The sequence below is a fragment of the Brevundimonas vesicularis genome (assembly GCF_014204545.1).
Lineage (GTDB): Bacteria > Pseudomonadota > Alphaproteobacteria > Caulobacterales > Caulobacteraceae > Brevundimonas > Brevundimonas vesicularis_B.
Window position 1 is genome coordinate 41407 of record NZ_JACHLJ010000004.1, and the last position, 23867, is coordinate 65273.

Here is a 23867-nt window from a genome sequence, read left to right on the forward strand (position 1 = left end):
CACATCCATGACTCGCACCCTGATTGCCACGCTTCTGACGACCACGGCCCTGGCGCTGGGCGCCTGTGTCGGCGGCCCCGCCAGCCTGGGCGGCGAGCCGCCGCTGACGCCGACCTCGCGCTATCAGCTTCAGGTCGAGCCGGATTTGGACCGGATCGCCCTCGCGGTTCACGACACCGGCTTGTCGCCAGCGCAGAACGGCGCGCTGCAAGAGTTGGTCAGGCGCTATCGCTACGTCGACGCCGTGCCGATGGTGATCGAAGCCCCAGCCGGAAACGATCCGGTGGCCCTGAAGATCGCCTATGACATCCAATCAACGCTAACGGCCTACGGCGTCGCGCCGGACCGCATCACCTTGGTCAGCTACGCCGCGCCGGATCCGCGTGCGCCGGTGGTCGTGGGCTATCAAACAATTCGCGCGGCGGTGCCGCGATGCGGCGCGAACTGGGGCAATCTGAGCCGGACGGGCGATAATCAGTCCTCGTCCAACTTCGGATGCGCCGTGACGGCCAATCTGGCGGCCCAGATCGAAGATCCGCGCGACATCCAGCGGCCACGCGCCATGACGCCGGCGGACGCCGGGCGCCGGACCGTAGTGTTCGATGCCTATCGCGCCGGCAAGCCCACGTCGGCCGAGCGTGAAGACCTTATCCGGGAAACCGCCGTGTCCCGTGCGGTGAACTGACCATGAGCACAGCCCCCGCCCCCCGCGAGTTCGACAGCTTCGACGACGCGTTCGACGTCGATATGGAGTTCGCGCCTCCGGTTGACGACGTTACCGCGCCGCGCAGCCCGCTTCAGTTTACGCCTGCGGCGTCGGCGATGCCGGCCGCGGCGGCGCCGACGCCGCAATCGCCGCTTCAGGCCGCGCCTCTGGCGCCAGTCCCAGCCGCGCCGGCCTATACGCCCGACGCCGCCGGCTTCAATCCGGTCGGTGACGTGGTCGCCCAGGCGCAGGCCAGCTTGATGGATACGGGTCTGGCCTTCACCGGTCTAGTCCCGGCCAGCAACATCGGTGAAGTGTCGGTGCCGCGCATCGCCATCCATGTCTTCGCCGAACGCCAGGACACCCTCGCTTCGGCCGAGCGTGCGGCGCAGGACCGTCGCCTGTCGCGCGCCACGACCCAGATCCGTGTCGGCGGCGTCGCTGCGGCCGTCGAGACCTATCAGCACGAGCCCACGCCGCCGCTGATCATCGTCGAGTGCCTGAAAGACCCCCAGACGCTGTTGTGGGAAGTCGATCAGCTGGCCGAAGTCTGCGACGCCGGCACCAAGGTCGTTGTGATCGGCGCGACGAACGACATCATCCTGTTCCGCGAACTGATGCGACGCGGGGTCAGTGAATATCTGGTCGCGCCCTTGCAGCCCCTGCAGCTGATCGCGGCCATCGGCGGCCTGTTCAACGATCCGGCCCAGCCTTTTGTCGGGCGCACCATCGCCTTCGTCGGCGCGCGGGGCGGGGCCGGGGCCTCGGCCGTGGCGCACAACACCGCCTATGCGATTTCCGAGCGGATCGGCGCCAACACCGTCATCGTCGACTACGACCTGCCGTTCGGCACCGCCGGCCTGGACTTCAATCAGGATCCGCTGAACGGCGTCGCAGACGCACTGGGCCAGCCCGACCGGCTGGATTCGACGCTGCTGGACCGGATGATGGTCCGCTGCACCGACAAGCTGAGCCTGTTTGCCGCGCCCGCCAGTCTGGACACGGACTGGGACATCTCGACCGAGGCGTTCGAGGAGGTCACCAACCAGATCCGCGCCACGGCGCCCTTCGTCGTGTTGGACCTTCCGCACCTTTGGTCGCCGTGGATGCGCCGCACCCTGATCAGCGCCGACGAGGTGGTGGTCGTGGCGACGCCGGATCTGGCGTCCCTGCGCAACGCCAAGAACATGATCGACCTGATCCGTCAGGGCCGCCCCAATGACGCGCCGCCGCGCCTGGTGCTGAACCAGGTCGGCGTGCCCGGACGCCCGGAAATTCCGGCCAAGGACTTCGGTGCGGCGCTGGGCGTGCATCCCAGCCTGATCATTCCGTTCGACGCCAAGACTTTTGGCGCCGCCGCCAATAACGGCCAGATGATCCTGGACGCGGGGGCCAAGACCAAGTCGGCCGAAGCCTTCCAGACCCTGGCCCAGATCGTGTCGCGGCGCGAACTGCCGATGGTGGCGGGACCCAAGGCCAAGCCATCGAAGGCGGGCAAGGCGGAGAAGACCAAGCCGGCGGACGGGGCGTCGAAATCGCTGTTCGCTAATATGTTCAAGAAGCGCTGACGCATGTTCGGCAAACGCACAGGTCAGCCCGGCGCCGCCCCTGCGCCCCTGCGGCCGGCCCCGGCCCCCGCTGCGGCGTCTGCGCCCGGCGGCGAACCTGTGTCCGTGTTCAGCATGCAGGCGGCCGCCGCGCCGATGGCGGCGGCGACCAACGCATCTGCCTTTGCCTATGCCGACGAGGAACTGGAACCGGCGGCTGACGCCTTCGACCGAGCGTCTGCCCCGACCCAGCCCGCGCCGGCCGATCGTCTGGACGCCCTGGCTTCGCGTCCCAAGCCCAAGCCTGCCCCTGAGGCTCCGCGTCCCACCGGCAATGTCGCCGGCACGGGTCCGAAGGCCACGGCGGGTCTTGAACAGCTGAAAAAGGCCCAGGCGGTCGCCGAGATCGTCCGCGAACAGAGCGACTATTATCACGCCACGAAGACGACGATCTTCAATGCGTTGATGAACACCATCGACCTGGCCCAGCTGGCGCATCTGGACCAGAAGGCCGCGTCGGAAGAGATCCGCGACATCGTCGCCGAACTGGTGGCGATCAAGAACGTCTCCATGTCGGTCGCCGAACAGGAGCATCTGGTTCAGGACATCGTCAACGACGTCCTGGGCTATGGTCCGCTGGAGCCGCTGCTCAGCCGCGACGACATCGCCGACATCATGGTCAATGGCGCAGGCCGCGTCTTCATCGAGGTCGCGGGTAAGGTCCAGCTGACCAATGTCCGTTTCCGCGACAATACCCAGCTGATGAACATCTGCCAGCGGATCGTGAGCCAGGTCGGCCGCCGCGTGGACGAGTCGAGCCCCATCTGCGACGCCCGTCTGCCGGACGGCTCGCGCGTCAACGTCATCGCTCCGCCGCTGGCCATCGACGGCCCGACGCTGACGATCCGGAAGTTCAAGAAAGACAAGCTGACGATGAAGAATCTGGTGGAGTACGCCTCCATCAGTCCCGAGGGCGCGCGGGTGCTGGGCGTCATCGGCGCGTCGCGATGCAATCTGGTCATCTCGGGCGGCACCGGCTCGGGCAAGACGACCCTGCTGAACACCCTGACGGCCTTCATCGACCCGACCGAGCGGGTCATCACCTGCGAGGACGCCGCCGAACTGCAACTGCAGCAGCCGCACGTGGTGCGTCTGGAAACCCGCCCGCCGAACCTGGAAGGCCAGGGCACGATCACGATGCGGGACCTGGTCAAAAACTGCCTGCGGATGCGTCCCGAGCGGATCATCGTCGGCGAGGTGCGCGGACCCGAGGCGTTCGACCTGTTGCAGGCCATGAACACGGGCCACGACGGCTCCATGGGCACGCTGCACGCCAACAGTCCGCGCGAGGCCATCAGCCGGATGGAGTCCATGATCACCATGGGCGGCTACGGCCTGCCGTCCAAGACGATCCGCGAGATGATCGTCGGCTCGGTCGACGTCATCATCCAGGCCGCCCGCCTGCGCGACGGCTCGCGCCGCATCACTCACATCACCGAGGTCGTGGGCCTGGAAGGCGATGTGATCGTGACGCAGGACCTGTTCGTCTACGACATCACCGGCGAGGACGAGAACGGCAAGATCATCGGCCGTCACCGCTCGACCGGCATCGCCCGTCCCCGCTTCTGGGACCGGGCGCGCTATTACGGGCTGGAGCGCGAGCTGGCTGACGCCCTGGACGCGGCGGAGTAGGACGATGCTTCCGATTCTCGCCGCGGTTCTGGCCTTCATCACCATCGGCGGCCTGGGTTGGGTCTTCGTCGGTGGAGACGATTCCTCGGCCCAGGCGGTCAAACGCGCCCAAAGCCTGGGCGAACCCAAGAAGAGCGCGGCGCTTGCCCGCAAGGCTGCTGCCGCCAATACCCCCGAGGCACGCCGCAAACAGATTCTGCTCCAACTTCAGGACGCCGACCGGCGCGAGCGCAAGGCGCGTACCACCCTGGCGTCGCGCCTGAAACAGGCCGGCCTGAGCCTGAGCGTGACCACCTTCTATATCATCTCGGCCGTGGTCGGGCTGGTGACCGGGCTGGGCTCGCTGATCTTCGGTTTGCCGATCCTGGTGGTGCTGGGCATCGCCCTGATCGTCGGTCTGGGACTGCCGCGTTGGGTCGTGGGCTTCCTCGGCAAATCGCGGATGAAGAAGTTCTCGCTGGAGTTTCCCAACGCCGTCGATGTGATCGTGCGCGGCATCAAGTCGGGCCTGCCGGTCCACGAATGTTTCAAGATCATCGCCCGCGAAAGCCCCGCGCCGCTTGGGCCGGAGTTCCAGAAGCTGGTCGAGGGCCTGGGCGTGGGCCTGACCCTGGAGCAGGCGCTGGAGAAGATGTACGGCCGGATGCCGACGTCCGAACTGCGCTTCTTCACCATCGTCATCGCCATCCAGCAGAAGACCGGCGGCAACCTGGCCGAGGCGCTGGGCAATCTGTCGGCCGTGCTGCGCGCCCGCCGGATGATGGGCGAGAAGATCAAGGCGCTGTCGTCCGAAGCCTTGGCCTCAGCCGGCATCATCGCCTCCCTGCCGCCTGCGGTCATGACGATGGTCATGTTCACGACGCCTGGCTACATGATGCCGCTGTTCACCGATTTCCGCGGCAACTTCCTCCTGCTGATCGCGGTCGTCCTGATGTCGACCGGCATCTTCGTGATGAAGCGCATGATCTCGTTCAAGTTCTGAGGCCGGGATCATGGAAAGCTTCATCCGTTTCATCATCGATCCGCAAAATCTGCTCAGCATCGGCGTGGGGGTGCTGGTCTTCGCCACCATCATCACCCTGATGTCGTCGATGACGGGCGGGGTTGCGCTGGACAAGAGGATGAAGGCCGTAGCGGAACGCCGCGACGACCTGAAACGCCGGTCACGCGCGAACATGGCCGGCGGGCAGGGCGCGCTGCGTCATACCGATGACGGCTTCAAGAAGCGGATCGTGGATCAGCTGAACCTGTCCAAGCTGCTGGAAGATCCCAAGGTCGCAGGGCAGATGGCCCAGGCCGGCTATCGCGGACCGCGACCACTGACGACCTTCTACTTCTTCCGCTTTGCATCGCCCTTCATCTTCATGGTGGTGGCGGCTTTCTACCTGTTCGTCCTCAAGGTCGTGGACTGGCCCACGATGAACAAGGTGACGGCGACGATGGCGGCCGCGGTCGCGGGCTTCTATGCGCCCAACCTGTATCTGAAGAACCGCATCGACAAGCGCCGCACCTCGATCATGCAGGCGTTTCCGGATGCGCTGGACCTGCTGCTGATCTGCGTCGAGGCCGGCATGTCCATCGAGGCGGCGATCGCCAAGGTTAGTCAGGAAATGGGGCCGTCGTCGATTGATCTGGCCGAGGAGCTGTCGCTGCTGTCGGCCGAGCTTTCCTATCTGCCCGACCGTCGCATGGCCTATGAAAACCTGGGCAAGCGCACCAACCACCCGGGCGTGAAGTCGGTGGCCACCGCCATGACCCAGGCCGAAACCTATGGCACGCCGCTGGCGACCGCTCTGCGCGTCATGGCCAAGGAAAATCGCGATCTGCGCATGTCCGCTGCGGAGAAGAAGGCGGCGGCCCTGCCGGCCAAGCTGACCGTGCCGATGATCCTGTTCTTCCTGCCGGTGCTGTTCGTCGTCATTCTGGGCCCGGCGATCCTGAACGTCATGGACATGATGAAAGGCGGCGGTTAACCCGCCCCGGTTTCCGCAGCCGCCTTCAGCCCCTCGGCGGCGCTTTCGAACGCCGCCTTGATCGCCGGGCGGTGCTTGTCGTGGAACAGCTCGCCGCGAATGCCCGAAAAACGGATGCCGATGGCGACGATGCAGTTGCCGGGCGCCAGCTCCTCGATCTGGATGTAGCGCAGGCTCTGGAACAGGAAGCCGCGCCGTTCGGCCCAGACCAGCCGCGCGCGCGGCTGCCATTCCACCACCTGGGCCGCCGCCTGGCGTTCGGCCATGTCGGGCCACGCCTCGGTCATGGTCAGGCGGCCGCCATAGGCGATGGCGCCCTCGACGTCCTTGTCGATCGGGTTCCAGGCGCCCCAGTCGGATAGGTCCGCGACCAAGTCCCAGATGCGGTCCGAGGTCGCCTGAACGCCGACGCGTTTTTCGATGCGAGTGTCATCCATGGTTTCGCTCTGACACGGCTGGCCGCCGGAAGAAAGGCGCCGAGCCTCAGTCGGCCGCTTCGATACGCTTCAACCGCCGTCCGTCGTCCAGCGCCAGCCGCGTCTTGACCTCCAACAGGTCGGCGCCGGCGGGAATGATCAGCAGCTTCTTGGGTTGGGCCGTGTTGACGGCGACGACGGCGCCTTTGGGACAGATGTCGAAACAGTCGGCGCCGACGACCGTCAGCTCGCCCTTGCGACCCTGTTTGCCCTTCTGCAGGTGCAGATATTTGCGCAGCGCCTTCTTCAGCGTCAGATCGCCGCCGGGGCCGAAGCCGCCATCCAGCTTTTTCGAACATTTGCGGCACACCAAAACGACGTCGCGCCATTCGGTCTTTGCGCTCTTGAAGGCCTTCTCACCCATGCGGACAGAAATCGCCGTTCGCGACGGCTTGCACAAGCGGGTGCGGCGCCGTCACCTGTCGTCGGGCTGATAATTTCACGGGATCTTCACATGCGCCGATTGTTCGCCGCCTCCACAATGGCGCTGCTGCTTGCCGCCGGCGCCGCTCAGGCTCAGGTTGATACGGCCAGCGTGGACGCCGCCGTGCAGCGCGTCATGCCAGAGGTCGTCGCGTGGCGGCGCGACTTCCACCAGCATCCTGAACTGGGCTTCGCCGAGACTCGCTCGGCCGGCGTGATCGCCGACCATATGCGATCGCTGGGGCTGGAGGTGCGCACCGGGGTCGGCAAGACGGGGGTGATCGGCGTGCTGCGCGGCGCACGGCCGGGCCGGACGGTGGCCCTGCGCGCCGACATGGACGCCCTGCCGGTGCAGGAGGCGACGGGCCTCGACTTCGCCTCGAGCGCGACCGGAACCTATATGGGCAATATTGTGCCGGTGGCCCACGCCTGCGGCCACGACATGCATATGGCCATGCTGTTGGGCGCGGCCGAGGTGCTGGCGGGGATGAAGGACCGGATCGCCGGCACGGTGGTCTTCGTCTTCCAGCCGGCCGAGGAGGGCGCGCCGCCGGGAGAGCCGAAGGGCGGTGCGGCCCTGATGATCGCCGAAGGGGCGCTGAACGATCCCAAGCCCGAGGCCATCTTCGGACTGCACGTCGTGCCGGGCCGTCCGGGCAGCGTCTTCTACCGGCCCGAGGGTTTCATGGCGGCCTCAGACCGCGTGGATATCCGCCTGAAGGGCAAGCAGACGCACGGCGCCTGGCCCTGGCGCGGGGTCGATGTGATCGCGGTGGCGGGTCAGGTGGTTGAGACGGTCAATACCCTGACGGCGCGCACGGTCGATCCGACCACGACCCCGACCGTCTTCACCATCGCCACGATCAACGCCGGCGTCCGTTACAATATCATCCCCGACAGCGCGACGCTGTCGGGCACGCTGCGCACCTTCGATACGGCCCAGCGCGACGCCCTGGTCGCCCGCGCCGAGACCGCCATCGACCATGTCGCCGAGGCCTACGGCGCCACCGCCGAGTTCGGCGTCAAACAGAACGCGGCCCTGGTCTTCAACGACCCCGGCCTGTCCGCCTGGCTGGCCCCGGTCCTGACCGAGGCGGCGGGCGAGGGGAACGTCAACCCCGCCACGCCCCCGACCACGGTGGCCGAGGACTTCAGCTATTTCCAGCAGGTCATCCCCGGCGTCTTCTACCATCTCGGGGCCAGTCCCGACGGCGTCGACCCCGCGACCTCCGCGCCCAATCATTCGCCGGAGTTCTCACCCAACGAGAAGGTCCTGCCGCTGGGGGTGAAGACGCACGTGCTGACGGCGTTGCGGTTCTTGGAGCGGAGTTAGGGAGTGGGCGATTGCAGTGTGAGGCGATGTCGCAAACCGACCCATTGCGGTCGTACGCCCGTCCGGGAATTACGGTAGTCTGAGCCCCGCGTAGATGCTGTCAGCATCAGAGCATTGGTCGAAAGCAATGTCGTAGAGAGCCCCGTTTTCACGGCATACCCGACAGACGCCAAGCCCTCCTCGCCGAACCTGGGTGTCGGCATTTGGGAGGCGCTGGTCCGCAAGATTGGCGCACGCGGCTTCTCGCTGCACAAACCACCCGCCCATCGACAGTACGATGACGCCGACAGATATTGAAAAAGGGAGCAGCCGTCGCTTCCTGTTCATCATGTGATCATCTTATCGCCAAAACGTCCGCTTTCCACTTCCAGCACACGTCGACCGCTACCGCTTGCCGGCGGAAGACGTACTTCCGCTCTGGGCCGTGAAGCCCTGGACTGAAATCGACCCTTAGGAGATGTTGGCGCCTGCGCTACTTGTTGCGGGAGGGGTCTAAGCTTCGCGCCAGATGGGTAAGCGGATGGCACTCCGCTTTGACACGATACCGCACGTCAGCGCGGTCGAGTTGCTCAGGTGCGTAGGGAGCAGCCCGGATTATATCGCCTTCGAAATTCCATCCGACTGCCGAGATGCCGCTCGCCACCAAGTCCGGGGACATTCCAGTCTCAATCGATAGATTGCCCAGCCTATATCTTGGCCCGGTTTTGGGCCAAGATATAGGCTGGGCTGCTTTCGCTGCTGCGGTATGGGAAATATGAGTCGAACTCGACCTCAGCCAATGGGTTTCCGACTAGGGGAGCTAGAAGTTCAGTAATGCGCGCCCGGTCTGCTGTGGGTAGGTCGACTGAGTTGGCAGAAAACTGCACATTAGCGGTCCCATTCACTTCGTACTGAAGCGGACATGACGTTAAGAATATTGCGACTGCGGCTGAACTGAACATTACCTAATCCCCTCTGGCCGTCATTCGATACCGCAAAAGTGTGACGGAAGCGCCTAGTCATGCTGCGTCAGAAGGGCACGCCGAAGTCTGCTAACCACCCTTGTCAGACTTATCGGCAGGTCGGGTTTGAGGTGAGCCAAATGGGCTAGACTGAGTATCCTTGGCCGCGCTTACAACCGTTCGAACACCGTCTCGATCACCCGGCGATAGACCGCCGCCAGTGTCTCCAGCTCCCCCACCGGCACCCGTTCGTCGATCTGGTGCATGGTCTGGCCGACCAGGCCCAGTTCCAGCACCGGGCACAGGGCGCGGATGAAGCGGGCGTCGGAGGTGCCGCCGGTGGTCGAGGCCTCGGGGCGGCGGCCGGCGACGGCCTCGACGGCGTCCTGCACCGCCGCGACGAACACGCCGGACTCGGTCAGGAAGGCCTCGCCCGAGCACAGGTGCTCCAGGGTGATCTGAAGCCCGGTCTCGGCCTGCATGGCGCCGGCCTCGCGGTTCAGCCAGTCGATCAGGGCGTCGCCGGTGTGGCTGGGGTTGAAGCGGATGTTCAGCCGCGCCCTGGCCTCGGCCGGGATGATGTTGGTCGCCGGATTGCCGATGTCGATGGTGGTGATTTCGAGGTTGGACGGGGGGAAACCCTCATAGCCGTCGTCCAGCACATGGTCGTTCAGCCGGCTCATCAGCTTGGCGATCACGGGCGCCGGATTGGCCGCCCGTTCCGGATAGGCGACGTGGCCCTGTTTGCCGTGGACGGTGATCCAGGTGTTCAGCGATCCGCGACGACCGACCTTGATCATGTCGCCCAGCTGTTGCGACGACGAGGGTTCGCCGACGACGCAGGCGTCGATGACCTCGCCCTCGGCGGCCAGGGCCTCGACCACCCGTTTTGTGCCGTGCAGCGCCGGACCTTCCTCGTCGCCGGTGATCAGGAAGGAGAGGGAGCCGGCGGGTTCGCCGTCTGCGATAACCTGGGACACGGCGGCGACCCAGGCGGCGATCCCGCCCTTCATGTCCACCGCGCCGCGACCGTATAGGACGCCGTCCTTGACCTCGGCGTTGAAGGGTTGCGACGACCACTGATCCGACGGGCCGGTCGGGACCACATCCGTATGGCCGGCGAAACACAGGTTGGGCGAGGCGGTCCCGCGTCGGGCGTACAGGTTCTCTATCCGCGCATGGACGCCCTCGCCGCCCGGTCCCTCGAAGGCCAGGCGGCGGCAGGTGAAGCCCAGCGCCGTCAGATGCCGTTCCAGCACATCCATCGCCCCTTCGTCGGCGGGGGTGACGGAGGGGATGCGGATCAGGTCGCGGGTCAGTTCGACAGGATCGATAACGGGAGTTGATGCGCGGCTCATGCGGCTATGCTTTAGGGATAATCCGCGTCTGCGAGAAGACGGTGCGCTCCTGCTGAAGCCGAGACCTTGACCACAGAATCCATCGACACCGGCCCCGCCGCCCCGCCCGTTCCGCCGTCTCCGCCAGAGGGGCCCTCCAGTCCGTGGGGCATTCGCGACTTCCGCCTGTTGTGGTTTGGCCGCGTGGTGGCGGTGCTGGCGATCCAGATCCAGTCGTCGGCCCTGTTGTGGCAGGTCTATGAGATCGCCCGGCGCGATCATCCGATCGAGGAGGCTAGCCTGTATCTGGGGCTGGTGGGGTTGTGTCAGTTCCTGCCGCTGCTGGCCTTCACCCTGCCCGCCGGGGCGATGGCGGATCGGCGCGACAGAAAGCGCACGGTGTGGATCTCGATCCTGGTCGAGGCGGCGTGTGCGGGGTCGTTTCTGGCCATGGCCTTGCATGGAAATCCGCCGTTGTGGGGTCTGTTGGCGGTCGCGGCCCTGTTCGGCGCGGCGCGGGCGTTTTTGGCGCCGGCCAGCCAGGCCTTCCTGCCGATGGTTGTGGGGCGAAAGGCCCTGCCGCCGGCCATCGCGGCCCAGTCCATCGCGTTTCAGACCGGGGCCATCGCCGGCCCGGCCCTGGGCGGGGTGATTGTGGGGGTGAACGTGCCCCTGGCCTATGCGGTGTCGCTGGGCATGTTCCTGCTGGCCGTCGCCGCCTTCATCCTGATCCGCACCAGCGGCAAGCCCGCGCCCCAGGCTAATCCACTGTCGCCGGTCGACTCGGTGAAAGAGGGGCTGGCCTATGTGTGGAAGACCAAGATCGTGCTGGGCGCCATCTCGCTGGATCTGGTGGTGGTGCTGCTGGCGGGCGTGGCCCTGCTGACGCCGATCTTCGCGCGCGACATCCTGCATGTCGGACCGCAAGGGTTCGGCCTGTTGCGGGCCTCGTTCGGCGTGGGGGCCATGGTCATGGCCATCTATCTGAGCCGCTATCCGATCCGCCAGAACGGCGGGCGCTGGATGTTCGCGGCGGTGGCGGTGTTCGGCCTGTGCACCATCACCTTCGGCCTGTCGCGCATCGTCTGGCTGTCGGGCCTGGCCCTGTTCATCGGCGGGGCGGCGGACATGATCAGCGTCAATGTGCGCCAGACCCTGATCCAGCTGGCCACGCCCGATCACATGCGCGGGCGGGTGTCGTCGGTGTCGATGCTGTTCATCGGCGCCTCCAACGAACTGGGCGAGGCCTATTCCGGCGTCATGGTCCGGCTGCTGGGCGCGGTCGGCGCGGCGGTGTTCGGCGGGTTCGGCGCCCTGGCCGCGACCGGGGCCTGGGCGACGATGTTCCCGGGGCTGAGGAAGGCGGACAAGCTGACGTGACGATCTGCTGGCTTCTCCCTCCCCCTGCGGGGGAGGGTGGCTGAGCCGCAGGCGAAGCCGGGTGGGGAGGGCAGAGCGAAACCGCAACAAACTGCCTAATCCAGTCTGTGCGGCCTTGCCTGGCCGCCTCCACCCCGTCGCTGCGCGACGACCCTCCCCGGAACGGGGAGGGAGAGGTCAGTACGACCTCACCACGCCTTGAAGTGCTTCGACAGTTTCAGGCCCTGGTTCTGATAGTGGCTGCCGCTTTCGCCATACAGGCGGCTGGGGCGTTCGGTCAGGGGTTCGTAAACCAGGCGGGCGACGATCTGGCCGTGTTCCAGCAGGAAGGGCGTGTCGTGGGTGCGGACCTCCAGCACGCCTTTCGACCCCGCGCCGTGGGCCTCGTCCGTGCCGAAGCCGGGGTCGAAGAAGCCGGCGTAGTGGACGCGGAACTCGCCGACCGACGGATCAATGGGGGTCATTTCGGCGGCCTGATCGACCGGGATTTCCACGTCGTCGGACGAGGCCAGAATGTAGAACTCGCCCGGATCCAGCAGCAGTTCGCCGCGCCGCAGCGTCAACGGCTCCCAGAAGTCGCGCGGGTCGTGGCCGTCGATATGGTCCAGATCCACCACCCCCGCATGGCGACGCCCCCGGAAGCCGACGATGTCGCCGCCCTGAAGATCGACGCCGACCGAGCGGGTCTCCAGCTTGGGCGGATCGCCGGCCTTGAGCCTGAGTTGGTTCAGTCGGGTGCCGGGCCGGACCAGGATGGAGAAGGTCTGGGGCGCGACCTCCATATAGAGCGGGCCGTCATAGCCTTCGGCCACGTCATCGAAGCTGGCGCCCTGATCGGTCAGCAGGCGCACGAAGACGTCGACGCGGCCCGTCGAGCTTTTCGGATTGGCGCGGGCGATCAGGCCCTGGGGCAGTTTCAGCCGCTCCTGAAGGCGCACGATATAGACGCAGCCCTTTTCCAGCACGACGCCGGCCTCGGTGATCTCGATGGCGTGCATGGCCACATCGGCGATGCGGTCCTCGACCTTGCGCCGGCCGGGCAGGAAGGAGGCGCGGACCCGCCAGGCCTGATCCGACAGCCGCAGGTCCAGGCTGGCCGGCTGGACCTGGTCGTGGTCGAAGGGCGTGTCGGACGTGACGGCGCCGGCGGCGATCAACGTCTCGATGGACTGGGCGGGCAGGATGCCGGGACGGGGCGCTTGGAAGGAGCTCATGGCGTCTGTCTCACACGGTTTTCACGACTTGTCTCCAAGTCGCGCTTGCAGCCCGCGCGCGGCGGGGCGAGCATATAGCCCATGCACGATGGTCCTGCCTATACCGCCGAGACGAACGGCATCCTGATCCGGGTGCGCCCCAGCTATCTGGCGGGCCAGTCCGATCCCGACGAAGGCCGCTGGGTCTGGGCCTACCAGATCGAGATCGTGAACTTGACGGGTTCGACGGTGCAGCTGATGGCGCGTCGCTGGACCATCACCGACGGCCACGGCCATGTGGAAGAGGTGCGCGGGCCGGGCGTCGTCGGCGAACAGCCGGTGATAGAAGCGGGCGGCAGCTACGCCTACGCCTCGGGCTGTCCGCTGGGCACCGACAGCGGTTCGATGGTGGGCGCCTATTATATGACGGATGCGGATGGGCGCAGTTTCGAGGCGCAGATTCCGGCGTTTTCGCTGGATACGCCGGATGCGCGGCGGGTGCTGAACTGAGTAAATCCTCCCCCGAGAAGCTCAGCGGAACGGGGGAGGGGGACCGCGAAGCGGTGGAGGGGGGCGGACGCAGACTCCATGCCAAACGCCGATAGTTGGTCTGGCTTTGGTCTGATGCTGAACTTTGAAGATCGAATCCGGTTTCGCCCCCTCCACCCCGCTTCGCGCGGTCCCCCTCCCCCGCTGCGCTGGGGAGGATCAAGAAGGCGGATGGGGCTGCGTCAACCCGGATGAACCGCAGCCCCGCCCCTGAAGTCTCGCCGGCCGCTTGCGCGCACCGGCGAGGGGGAAGGCGGCTCCCTAAGGAGCATCTTTTTGGCGCTACGTTCGCGACGCGGTCGCTCACGACTTGAGCGCAGTCGTGCGCCCTGCGCGAAGCGCCGCGCTCATGTAGAGCGAAGCGCGGTAGCGCCCTTAAATGTAACGACGCAGGCTGCGGGCCAGGTCGGAACCGCTTTCCTTGGAGCCGCGACGGACTTGCGGCTGATAGGCGACGCGGGCGTGTTCGACGCAATAGACGCCTTCCGAGGAGCGGCGGCCGCAGAAGCTGAACTCGCGCGACGACGGGTCGCCGATCGGCCATTTGCACATGTGGGCGCCCAGGGTCATCACGGTCGCCGTGCCCGGCAGGTCCGGGATCGGGGCGGGAACGGGGGCTGCGGGTTCGACCGGCCTGGGCTCGACGGCTTCCAGACGGCGCGGGGCCGAAGGTTGCTGCGCGGGAGCAGCCGGCGCCGGGCGCGGACGTGCGGTGCGGAAGGTCGCGGCGACGGTGCGCGCCGGCTGCGACGGGGCGGCCCGGCCCGACAGGCCCAGACGGTGCACCTTGCCGATCACGGCGTTGCGGGTGACCCCGCCGCCCAGTTGTTTGGCGATCTGGCTCGCGGACTGGCCCTCAAGCCAGAGCTTCTTTAGCGCGCCTACGCGGTCGTCGGTCCAGCCTGCGGTCATGCCACCCTCCAGCGAGTTTGGATTCAATATCTAGGTCCAGGCTCCCCCTCCGGGGTCTTGACCTACAACTAATCGTAAACCAGCCGTTAAGAGACGCAAGATGTGCGAATCATCCTGTCCACAGAAACCAGATATTGAATCATCGTTAAGGTTAAGGCGGATTGGTGAGTGGTGAGTGGTGAGTGGTGAGTGGTGAGTGGTGAGTGGTGAGTTGGGTCGTGGGTCACGGCTGCGCCCTTCGGAAGTCACGATTCACCATTCACCAGTCACCCGGCCTTGCGCAGCAAGGGCGCAAAGCGCATCTGGCGGGCCATGACCGATACGCCCGATCTGATCTCCACCCGGCCTGCCGGCCTGCCGCAGCCGCGTCGCTATCCGGGGATCAACTGGATCGGGGTGCAGACCCTGTATCTGCGCGAGGTGCGTCGCTTCTGGAAGGTGGGCGCCCAGACGGTAGCTGCGCCGGTGGTCACGACGCTGCTCTATATGCTGGTGTTCGTGGTGGCGCTCCAAAACGCGCGGCCGCCGCTGCACGGCACGCCGTTCGCCCTGTTCGTCGCGCCCGGCCTGATCATGATGGCCATGTTGAACAACGCCTTCGCCAACGCCTCGTCCAGCCTGATCCAGGCCAAGATCATGGGTACGGCGACCGACTTTCTGACCCCGCCGCTCAGCCCGCTGGAACTGACGCTGGGCTTTACGCTGGGCGCCGCGACGCGCGGCCTGGCGGTCGGTCTGGTGACGGCGATCTGCGTGCTGCCGTTCGCGCCGTTGGGCATCGCCAACATCTTCGCCATCGTCTGGTTCGCCCTGGCCGCCTGTTTCATCATGGGCATGACCGGCGTGCTGGCGGGGCTGTGGAGCGAGAAGTTCGACCACCTGTCGGCGGTCCAGAACTTCATCGTCATGCCGATGACCTTCCTGTCAGGCACCTTCTATCTGGTCGAGAACCTGCCCGAGCCGTTCCGGGCGCTGAGCCGCTACAACCCCTTCTTCTATCTGATCGACGGCTTCCGCTACGGCTTCATCGGCCATGCCGAGAGCAATCTGACGGTCGGGGTCATAGGGTCGGCCGTACTGATGGCCGTCATGGGCGTGGTTTGCTGGCTGGTGTTCCGCTCGGGCTGGCGTCTTAAGAGCTAGATCGCTACCTGTTGCGGATCGCTCCCCCGAGAGGTCCGCTTCATGCTGTTTCGTTCGCTCGTCGCCGCCACGGCCCTGTTCGCCGCCACATCCGCTTCTGGGCCCGCCTTCGCTCAGGAAGCGACGCCCCAGGCCGGCGACCGCCCCGACATCGCCGCCGGCGCCGCCCAGTTCATCAAGCCCACCAACGCCGAGCGGACCCAGGTCCTGGTCGGTTTCCTGACGACGCTGGGCTTCACGCCTGAAATCCAGACCTTCGAGGGCGGCAACCAGGCCACCGGCCCGATGGAAGGCGCCAATGTCGTCGTCACGGTGGGCGAGGGCGACAAGGATATCGTCCTGACCGCCCACTATGACGCGGTGAAGCTGCGCGACGGCACGCTGTCGCAGGGCATCGTCGACAACGTCGGCTCGGTCATGGCGATGATGGAGGCGGCCAAGACGCTGGACATGGCGCTGGAAGGCCAGCCGGTCGCCCACCGCTTCGTCTTCGTCTTCACCGACCAGGAAGAGCTGGGCCTTCTGGGCGCCAAGGCCTTCCTGGCGAAACACGGCAAGGACCGGATCGCCGCCGTCATCAACGCCGATGTCGCCGCCTATGGTCAGACGGTCATGTACGGCGAAAACAATGGGCCGCAGTCGGCCTTCGTGCTGGAGACGCTGCGCGGCCTGTGCGCCGAACGCGGCTTCGACTGCATGCCCTATCCGACCTATCCGCCTAGCGACGACCGCGCCTTCTCGGCCGCGGGCGTGCCGGTGGTGTCGATGGGCACCCAGGATGCGGTCGGCGCCCACCAGATGTGGCTGGCCTTCAACGGCGGCAAGGACAACGGTCTGAAGGAGGGCTTCGTCCCGCCCGTCTTCCAGCGCATCCATACGGCCGACGACAAGCTGTCGTATCTGAAGGGCGTCGACGTCGCCCGTTTTGGCCTGTTCATCGCCGACCTGGGCCTGGCGCTGGACAAGAAGCTGGTCGAGATCCAGGCCAAGGACGAAGCGGTCGCCGCCGAAACGGCCCCGGACGCCCCTGCGGCCAGCACGCCCGCGCCGGACGCCGGCAACCCTTAAGCGGCTTGGTGCTCGGTGTTGACTAACACCGTCACTAATCCGACAACGCCTGACCGTATTGATCCGGCTCCGTCGCGCACGCGGCGGGGCCGTCTCGCTTTTGGAGGTCTTGGTCCCGTGTCCACTGAACATCTGATGGGTGTCTACAATCGCGCGCCGCTGGAAGTGGAACGGGGCCGAGGCGCGCGTCTGTGGGCGACCGACGGGACCGAATATCTCGACTGCGTCGCCGGCATCTCGACCAACGGCCTGGGCCACGCCCACCCCGAACTGGTCCAGGCGGTCAAGGATCAGGCCGAGAAGCTGTGGCACGTCTCCAACATCTTCCGCATTCCGGGTCAGGAAGCGCTGGCTGATGCCCTGTGCGAATCCAGCTTCGCCGACGTGGTGTTCTTCACCAACTCGGGCACCGAAGCCGTCGAATGCGCGCTGAAGACGGCGCGCAAATACCACTCGGCCAATGGCGCACCTGAGCGGATCGACATCTATGGCTTCGACGGCTCGTTCCACGGTCGGACCTATGGCGCGATCAACGCCGCCGCCAACCCCAGCTATACCGAGGGCTTCGGCCCGCCGATGCAGGGCTTCCACCAGCTGAAGTGGGGCGACCACGAGGCGATCAAGGCCGCCATCGCCAACCCCACCACCGCCGCCATCATCGTCGAGCCCGTGCAGGGCGAGGGCGGCTGCCGCGCCATGCCCGAACAGTGCCTGCGGGGCCTGCGCGAACTGTGCGACGAACACGGCGTTCTGATCATCTTCGACGAGGTCCAGTGCGGCATGGGTCGGACCGGCAAGCTGTGGGCCCACGAATGGGCGGGCATGGCGCCGGACATCATGGCGGTGGCCAAGGCCTTGGGCGGGGGCTTCCCCATCGGCGCCTGCCTGGCCTCGGCCAAGGCGGCCAAGGGGATGACGGTCGGCGTTCACGGCTCGACCTTCGGCGGCAACCCTCTGGCCATGGCCGTGGGCCAGAAGGCCCTGAGCCTGATCAACAGCCTCGAGACGCTGAGCAACGTCAACGAGATCGCCGGCTATTTGAAGCAGCAGTTCGCCGGCCTTCAGGAACGCTTCCCCGACGTGATCGCCGACGTGCGCGGCAAGGGCCTTCTGATCGGCATCAAGATGGTGCCGAACAATCGCGAGTTCATGGCCCTGGCGCGCGATACGCAGCAGCTGCTGATCGCCGGCGGCGGCGACAACTGCGTGCGCCTGCTGCCGCCGCTGAACCTGACGCTGGACGAGGCCCGCGAAGCCGTGGCCCGTTTCGAGGCGGCCTGCGAGGTCGCCCGCGAGAAGCTGGCGGCCTGAGCCCGACATCCGCTCATCCCCGCGAAAGCGGGGACCCAGTTCTTTCGGGAACGCAGGGTCGGCGGATGAAACACCCGACGGGCGCTGTCGCCCACAGCACTAGATCCCCGCCTTCGCGGGGATGAGCGGAGCTAGACATATGGTCCGGCACTTCCTCGACATCCACCGGCTGGACGCGGCGGACCTGCGCGCCATCCTGGACGACGCCCATGCCCGCAAGGCCGCCCGCAAGGGCTGGCCCCAGGGGCGCGCCGACGCCGATGCGCCGGGCAAGGACCGCGTCCTGGCGATGATCTTCGAGAAGAACTCGACCCGTACGCGTTTCAGCTTCGACGCGGCGATCCGCCAGCTGGGCGGCTCGTCCATCATCGCCACGGCCTCGGACATGCAGCTGGGGCGCGGCGAGCCCGTGGAGGACACCGCCCGCGTCCTGTCGCGCATGGTGGATGCCGTGATGATCCGCGCCAACGATCACGAGGATGTCGAGCGGTTCGCCCGCGTCTCGACCGTCCCGGTGGTCAACGGCCTAACCGACCGTTCGCACCCGTGCCAGATCCTGGCCGATCTGCAGACGATCGAGGAGCATCGCGGGCCGATCGCCGGCAAGACGATCGCCTGGATCGGCGACGGCAACAACGTCTGCCACAGCTTCATGCACGCGGCGCCCAAGTTCGGATTCCATCTGAACGTCGCCTGCCCGGCGGAATACCACCCGGACCTTCGCGACCTGGCCAAGGGCGGCGACGCCGTCACCCTGACCAGCGATCCGCGCGAGGCGGTCAAGGGCGCCCACGTCGTCGTCACCGACACCTGGGTCTCCATGGGGGATCAGGACTATGAGGCGCGGCTGGCGGCGTTCGAACATTACGGCGTCGATGAAGCCCTCATGGATCTCGCCGATCCCGAAGCGGTCTTCCTGCATTGCCTTCCCGCCCACCGTGGCGAGGAAGTCACCGACGCCGTCATCGACGGGCCGCGCTCTCTGGTCTGGGACGAGGCCGAAAACCGCATCCATGCCCAAAAGGCCGTTCTGGCCTGGTGCTTCGGCGGATGACGGTGTGCTATTCCTCGCTGCCGATCGGCGGCGAGGCGGTCCAGGGCCCCAGCGCCAGAACGCCGTCGTATCCGCCGTCTTCCAGCGTGGTCAGGATGACGCCTCGCGCATCGACGTCGTAGCTGGCGATCGACGGATTGACCCCACAGGCGTCTTGACCGCAGTTCCAGGCAAAACCGCCTTGCTGCGCGATCTTCAAGCTCAAGGTTTCGCGCTTGGGGAGATGGCCGGCGGCGGGAACGCCAATGTCTGGATACTTTTCGAACGGCGTCTTTCGCGCGTGGATATTGCCCGCCAACCCGATCACCCGCGCGTCGGGCCGTTTCTGACGCGCCTGGCTCAGAAGGTGACCCATGTCCAACTCATACCAGGCCTGATCCAGGCCTTCGCCCTGTGTCATGCTGGGCTGGAACAGATGAAGGGAAATGTCCCGCCCCGACGCCTTCAAGTCGCGCACACGATCAAGCAACGCCAGCAGAGCGTGACTGGTGCGGCCATCCTGATGTACGCGGTTCAATAGGGAGCTGCCGGTCAAGACTGCCCGCGCCGCATCCTGATCGGGCGCAACAATGAAGGCGTCCAGCGTCGGTTGCAGCGTGTCTTCCAGTTCCAACGCGACGACGACAGGGCCGCGTTCAGAAGCGGCGCATGCGATCTCGGCGACTGCGTTGGGGGCTTGGTCGGTGCCGTGAAGCTCCCCTATCATGATGACCCGTTCGGGGCGATCCAGCAGAGTGTCTGTTCCCGGCGGCGGCGTGCATGCCGCGACGGCCGCGGCGGCCAACAATCCCAGCATCGACTTCCCCCTTGCTTTGACGGTTGTATAACGAACAACCCAAAAGGCGAAAATATGGTGGAGCTGCTGACCGCCACGATTGGCGATCGGTCTGTTAAAGCTTCACGTCCGACACGCCGCCGACATCCGGGACGCTCTTGGTCAGGTTGGCCTTGAGGACTTCGTATCCGAAGCCCAGCGCGCCCTTGTCGGACACCCACACGCGGCCGTCGTCGGCGTCGAAGCGGACCAGGGTCAGGTGGGCGTCGTCCTTGCCGTCCGGATACCAGGCGGCGACGACGGGGTTCCAGTATTTCTCGATGCGGCTGCGATCCTGGTCGGTGGCCAAGCGGCCGTGGATGCAGGCCTGAACCTTGCCATCCTTGGCCTGGTAGCAGAACATGCCGTTCTGGCCGCCGCCGGCGACGTCACGGGCGAAATCGGTGTCGTCGCGGGTGAAGAACCAGATGGTCCCCGTCTCGTCCTCGCCGAAACCGGTCATGGGTTGGTGGTGATAGCCGGGGCGATCGATGCCCAGCATGCCGGTGTTGGACTCCTTCAGGCTCTTCCAAAATTCTTTCTCGGCCTCGGCGGGGGTCAGTTTGTCGGACACGCGGTCTCTCCTTGAGTGGTTCGCAAGGTTCAACCGACCGGCCCTAATCGGGTTCCCGCAGCTTAAGCGCCGGGTATCCAGGGCGCGCGCTCGGCGCCGAACAGCGTCGCCAAGTGAATCAGCAGCAGCATGGCGATCGCCGCCGCGCCGACCATCAGGAACCGCCACGGCATCAGGCGCGGTCCCTTGAACGGATCCGGCGGCCGCGCGCCGCGCCAGCCGCAAAAGACCATGACGGCGAGGGAGACGCCCAGCAGGATGAGGGTGGTGGTCAGGCTCATGCGCCGCAGGTGGCGAAAGCCGCGGCGCTTGGCAAGCGAACCCTTGCTGGGAGGTTAATCTTCATGCCGCGTTAACCGAGATGATACACAAATCCGGCTGTCTGGCGCGATGTCCACAGGATTGGGATATCGCTGCTAGATATTGCGGTTAACCATCAGTTTACACCCTCGATATTGACGGTATAGCCTTCGTCGCATGGGCTGGGAGACGAATCAGTGAGCGCTGCAGCGCCGTGGAGCGTTAAGGGAATCGATCCCAAAGCACGCGAGGTCGCCAAGGATCTGGCGCGCCGGTCCGGCATGACGCTGGGCGAATGGCTTAACTCCATGATCATGGAAGACGAGGAGGAGGGCTACGCCACCCTGCCGCGTCGCTCACAGGCCGCCGAATACGAACGCCGCAACCGCAGCCGTCGTCTGGACGACGCCTATGAGGTCGAAGACAACCAGCAGCGGATCAGCGCCTCCATCGATGTGATCGCCGCGCGGCTGGAAGCCGCCGAACGTCGCTCAACCGTCGCCATCCAGGGCGTAGATCAGGCCGTCGCGGGGCTGATGCGTCGGCTGGATGGCCAGGAGGTTGAGGCCCAGGGCGCCGCCCGCCGCATCGACGATATCGCCGAGGAACTGCGCGAAGGGCATCGCCGCCTGCGCGCCTTCGAACGCGACACCGGCCCGTCGACCCAGGAAGCCTTCGGCAAGATCGAGACCTCCTTGGGCGCGCTGACCGGGCGCCTGTATGACATCGAGGAACGCCAGCGTCTGGGCGTCAGCGATCTGCGCGAGCGGATGGAGGCGGTCGAGAAGGCCGCCGGCCCCGGCGTCGGTACGGAAATGCTGGCCCAGGTCAGCGCGCGTCTGGACGAGGCCCAGAACCGCACGACCGAAGCCCTGAAGACGCTGGAACGCTCGTTCGCCGCGCTGGACCAGCGGATGCGGACGGCCGAAAGCCGCGTCGAGCCGGAAGGCGCGCGCGACCTGGCCCGTTTCGAGAAGCTGGCCGAAAGCCTTTCGCGTCAGATCGACAACAACCGCGTCGAGATGATGCAGCGTCTGGACGCCGCCGAAACCGGCGCCCGCATCGATCGTATCGAACGCGCCGTCCAGGCTGTCGGCGATCAGTTGAAGGCGTCCGAAGAGAAGGGCGCCATCGGCCTTGAGGCCATGGGCCGCGAGGTCTTGCGCATCGCCCGCAACCTGAATGCGCGGGTCAAGAAGGTCGAGACGGACAACGACGGTCGCACCGACGCCGTCGCCCGCGCCGCCGCCGACGTCGTCAGCCAGACCATCGAAACCGAGGTCGCCCGCCGCGCCGCGCGTCTGGACCAGGAGTTCGCCCGCCACGTCGACCGGGTCGACCAACGCCTGACCGCCAGCGACGATCGCCACGCCATTGCCCTGGAGAAGCTGGGTGGCGAGATCACCCGCATCTCGGATCAGCTCAGCGACCGCATCGCTCAGTCCGAGCGCCGCTCGCAGCAGGCGCTGGAAGACATCGGCCGACGTCTGTCGGAAAGCTCGGACAAGATCGAGCAGCGCTACGACCGCGCGTCCGGCGAACTGGCCGAGCGGATGCGTCTGAGCGAGGAACGCACCGCCCGTCTGCTGGCCGAGGCCCGCGAAAGCATCGACGCCCGCGCGCCGACGCCGATCCGTGACAAGCCGCTGGACAGTGAGCCCGCGTGGACCCCGGCGCGACAGGTGCTGGAACGCGCCGCCTCGGCGACAATACAGGCGCCGATCCAGTCCGCATCCGTCGAAGGCGACTGGCGCGCCGCCGCCTTCCCCGATGAGACATTCACCGACCAGGACGCCTGGTCGAGCGATCCGGTGACGCCTGAAGTCGCGACCGCTGCGCCCTTCCCCTCGTCGCCCGTCGTCCACACCGAGGCCGAGCCCGTCGAAGCGCTGGCCGACGACATGCCGATGCGTCAGGTCGATCCCGACGGCGTCGAACCCATCATCCAGCCCTTTAGCGGTTTCGGCGGCGCCGACGTCGAGGATGCGCTGGAGGCGACGTCGCCGGGCTTCTCGACCGCACCGGCCGAAAAGCGTGACGCAACCGTCCTGGATGCGGACGACGACGATTTCGGCGGCGAGACCGAGTTCGTGGATCCGCGCCGGCTGCGTTCCAGCATGGAAGCCGCCGCCGCCGCCGGCCGCGCCGCCTCGACCCGCAGCACCATCGATGCCGCCCGTGCTGCGATCACCGCGCCGGCCGAGCCGGAACCTGCGCCCCGGTCGGGCTTCGGCCCGAAGCGCGGCGGCAAGTCCAAGCTGCAGGAACGGCTGGACCGGCAGGCGTCCAAGGACGGATCGACGGTCAAGAAAACCTTCCTGGCTTCGGTCACGGCGGTCGCCCTGACCGGGGGCGTCTATGGCTATCTGTCTCTGACCGACGGCGGTTCGCCGGACTTCGAGATGCCCGGCTTCGGCGGCGGCTCGACGACAAACGGCGCCGTGCCTCTGGCTGCGTCGGCGGTGACGCCGACCGGCCGGAAGGCGACCTTCGACATCGGCGGCCCTGGCGCTGCCGACTATGAGACGGCGATCGGCAAGCTGGAGGCCGGCGACAACTCAGGCCTCGACGGCATGAAGCGCGCCGCCAACCTGGGTTACGCCCCCGCCCAGACCTATCTGGGTCAGCTGTATCTGGACGGCGCCAATGGCGTGCAGGCCGATCCGGCCCAAAGCCGTCAGTGGGGCCGTCGCGCGGCCGAGGGCGGCGATCCGCGCGGGATGCATCTGTATGGGATGCAGCTCTATGAAGGCGACGGCGGCGCGACCAATCAGGCCGAGGCCCTGACCTGGCTGCTGAACGCGGCCGAGCGCGGCCTGCCGGACAGTCAGTACAATGTCGCGCGCATCTACGAGACCGGCGCCGACGGCGTGGCCAAGAATCCGACCGAAGCGCTGAAATGGTACATGATCGCCGCGCGCGGCGGGGATGCGGAGGCCCAGGCCGCCGTGACGCGCCTGCGCCCGACGGCCAGCGCCACCGCCCAGCGCGCGGCCCGCACCGCCGCCGACGCCTTCGTGGCCCAGTCGCAGGGGCAGTCGCAGACCCAAGCCCAAACGCAGGCCACGGGCTAGATTCCCAGGCGCCGGGCGGCTATCGGTCGCCCGGTCGTCCCCGACCTCGCCCGCCTGACGGCGATTC

21 protein-coding genes are annotated in these 23867 nt (G+C 66.6%); 13 read left to right on the forward strand and 8 right to left on the reverse strand.

Going from position 1 to position 23867, the window contains the following annotated elements; all coding sequences use genetic code 11:
* Positions 1-7: 7 nt before the first annotated feature.
* Genes HNP47_RS14280 through HNP47_RS14300 form a run of 5 tightly spaced genes read left to right on the forward strand, consistent with a single transcriptional unit; the run spans position 8 to position 5918 of the window.
* Entirely contained in the window at positions 8-685 is a 678-nt protein-coding gene (locus tag HNP47_RS14280) for a CpaD family pilus assembly protein (protein ID WP_184280070.1), read from the forward strand.
* 2 nt (positions 686-687) lie between these two features.
* Positions 688-2274 carry a cellulose synthase operon protein YhjQ/BcsQ gene (locus HNP47_RS14285; protein ID WP_184280071.1) on the forward strand — a complete coding sequence of 529 codons (1587 nt, stop codon included), beginning with the start codon at positions 688-690 and terminating at the stop codon, positions 2272-2274.
* A gap of 3 nt (positions 2275-2277) precedes the next feature.
* Complete coding sequence (locus tag HNP47_RS14290; protein WP_260394879.1) at positions 2278-3945, forward strand: CpaF family protein; 1668 nt, start codon at positions 2278-2280, stop codon at positions 3943-3945.
* 4 nt (positions 3946-3949) lie between these two features.
* Positions 3950-4927, forward strand: coding sequence for a type II secretion system F family protein (locus tag HNP47_RS14295; RefSeq protein ID WP_184280072.1), 978 nt, complete (start codon positions 3950-3952; stop codon positions 4925-4927).
* Positions 4928-4937: 10 nt separating this feature from the next.
* Positions 4938-5918, forward strand: coding sequence for a type II secretion system F family protein (locus tag HNP47_RS14300; RefSeq protein ID WP_184280073.1), 981 nt, complete (start codon positions 4938-4940; stop codon positions 5916-5918).
* Here HNP47_RS14300 and HNP47_RS14305 read toward each other — a convergent pair.
* On the reverse strand, positions 5915-6355 hold the full coding sequence (locus tag HNP47_RS14305; protein ID WP_184280074.1) for an SRPBCC domain-containing protein: 441 nt from the start codon (positions 6353-6355) through the stop codon (positions 5915-5917). The genes HNP47_RS14300 and HNP47_RS14305 overlap by 4 nt on opposite strands.
* A 46-nt stretch (positions 6356-6401) precedes the next feature.
* On the reverse strand, positions 6402-6758 hold the full coding sequence (locus HNP47_RS14310) for a hypothetical protein (protein WP_184280075.1): 357 nt from the start codon (positions 6756-6758) through the stop codon (positions 6402-6404).
* A gap of 90 nt (positions 6759-6848) precedes the next feature.
* On the opposite strand from HNP47_RS14310, the gene HNP47_RS14315 reads away from it, so the two are divergent.
* Complete coding sequence (locus tag HNP47_RS14315; protein ID WP_221415148.1) at positions 6849-8150, forward strand: amidohydrolase; 1302 nt, start codon at positions 6849-6851, stop codon at positions 8148-8150.
* 1111 nt (positions 8151-9261) lie between these two features.
* Here the strand turns inward: HNP47_RS14315 and dapE are convergent.
* On the reverse strand, positions 9262-10449 hold the full coding sequence (gene dapE / locus HNP47_RS14320) for a succinyl-diaminopimelate desuccinylase (protein WP_184280076.1): 1188 nt from the start codon (positions 10447-10449) through the stop codon (positions 9262-9264).
* A gap of 66 nt (positions 10450-10515) precedes the next feature.
* Here dapE and HNP47_RS14325 point away from each other — a divergent pair, with 66 nt between their 5' ends.
* A complete protein-coding gene (locus tag HNP47_RS14325; protein WP_221415149.1) occupies positions 10516-11808 on the forward strand; it encodes an MFS transporter in 1293 nt (430 codons plus the stop codon).
* 188 nt (positions 11809-11996) lie between these two features.
* On the opposite strand, the gene HNP47_RS14330 is transcribed toward HNP47_RS14325, so the two are convergent.
* Complete coding sequence (locus tag HNP47_RS14330) at positions 11997-13022, reverse strand: 2'-deoxycytidine 5'-triphosphate deaminase (protein WP_184280077.1); 1026 nt, start codon at positions 13020-13022, stop codon at positions 11997-11999.
* Positions 13023-13103: 81 nt separating this feature from the next.
* Here HNP47_RS14330 and apaG point away from each other — a divergent pair, with 81 nt between their 5' ends.
* Entirely contained in the window at positions 13104-13511 is a 408-nt protein-coding gene (gene apaG / locus HNP47_RS14335; RefSeq protein WP_184280078.1) for a Co2+/Mg2+ efflux protein ApaG, read from the forward strand.
* A gap of 414 nt (positions 13512-13925) precedes the next feature.
* On the opposite strand, the gene HNP47_RS14340 is transcribed toward apaG, so the two are convergent.
* Positions 13926-14462, reverse strand: coding sequence for a GcrA family cell cycle regulator (locus tag HNP47_RS14340; RefSeq protein WP_184280079.1), 537 nt, complete (start codon positions 14460-14462; stop codon positions 13926-13928).
* Between the two features lie 312 nt (positions 14463-14774).
* Here HNP47_RS14340 and HNP47_RS14345 point away from each other — a divergent pair, with 312 nt between their 5' ends.
* The 4 genes from HNP47_RS14345 (at position 14775) to argF (ending at position 19038) form a co-directional block, all read left to right on the forward strand.
* Positions 14775-15605 carry an ABC transporter permease gene (locus HNP47_RS14345; RefSeq protein WP_045810698.1) on the forward strand — a complete coding sequence of 277 codons (831 nt, stop codon included), beginning with the start codon at positions 14775-14777 and terminating at the stop codon, positions 15603-15605.
* A gap of 42 nt (positions 15606-15647) precedes the next feature.
* Positions 15648-16673, forward strand: a complete 1026-nt coding sequence (locus tag HNP47_RS14350) for a M28 family metallopeptidase (protein ID WP_184280080.1) — start codon at positions 15648-15650, stop codon at positions 16671-16673.
* A gap of 117 nt (positions 16674-16790) precedes the next feature.
* Positions 16791-17984 carry an aspartate aminotransferase family protein gene (locus tag HNP47_RS14355; protein WP_311770083.1) on the forward strand — a complete coding sequence of 398 codons (1194 nt, stop codon included), beginning with the start codon at positions 16791-16793 and terminating at the stop codon, positions 17982-17984.
* A gap of 139 nt (positions 17985-18123) precedes the next feature.
* Positions 18124-19038 (forward strand): ornithine carbamoyltransferase, encoded by a 915-nt coding sequence (argF, locus tag HNP47_RS14360; RefSeq protein ID WP_184280081.1) that lies wholly within the window; start codon positions 18124-18126, stop codon positions 19036-19038.
* A gap of 7 nt (positions 19039-19045) precedes the next feature.
* On the opposite strand, the gene HNP47_RS14365 is transcribed toward argF, so the two are convergent.
* From HNP47_RS14365 to HNP47_RS14375, 3 genes are all read right to left on the reverse strand, one after another.
* Positions 19046-19834: a hypothetical protein gene (locus tag HNP47_RS14365; RefSeq protein WP_184280082.1), complete on the reverse strand. Its 789-nt coding sequence runs from the start codon at positions 19832-19834 to the stop codon at positions 19046-19048.
* A gap of 94 nt (positions 19835-19928) precedes the next feature.
* On the reverse strand, positions 19929-20426 hold the full coding sequence (locus tag HNP47_RS14370) for a pyridoxamine 5'-phosphate oxidase family protein (protein ID WP_184280083.1): 498 nt from the start codon (positions 20424-20426) through the stop codon (positions 19929-19931).
* A gap of 62 nt (positions 20427-20488) precedes the next feature.
* Positions 20489-20707: a hypothetical protein gene (locus HNP47_RS14375; protein WP_184280084.1), complete on the reverse strand. Its 219-nt coding sequence runs from the start codon at positions 20705-20707 to the stop codon at positions 20489-20491.
* A 216-nt stretch (positions 20708-20923) separates the two neighbouring features.
* Between HNP47_RS14375 and HNP47_RS14380 the strand changes: the two genes are divergently transcribed.
* Positions 20924-23800: a hypothetical protein gene (locus HNP47_RS14380; RefSeq protein WP_311770084.1), complete on the forward strand. Its 2877-nt coding sequence runs from the start codon at positions 20924-20926 to the stop codon at positions 23798-23800.
* Positions 23801-23867 lie beyond the last annotated feature (67 nt).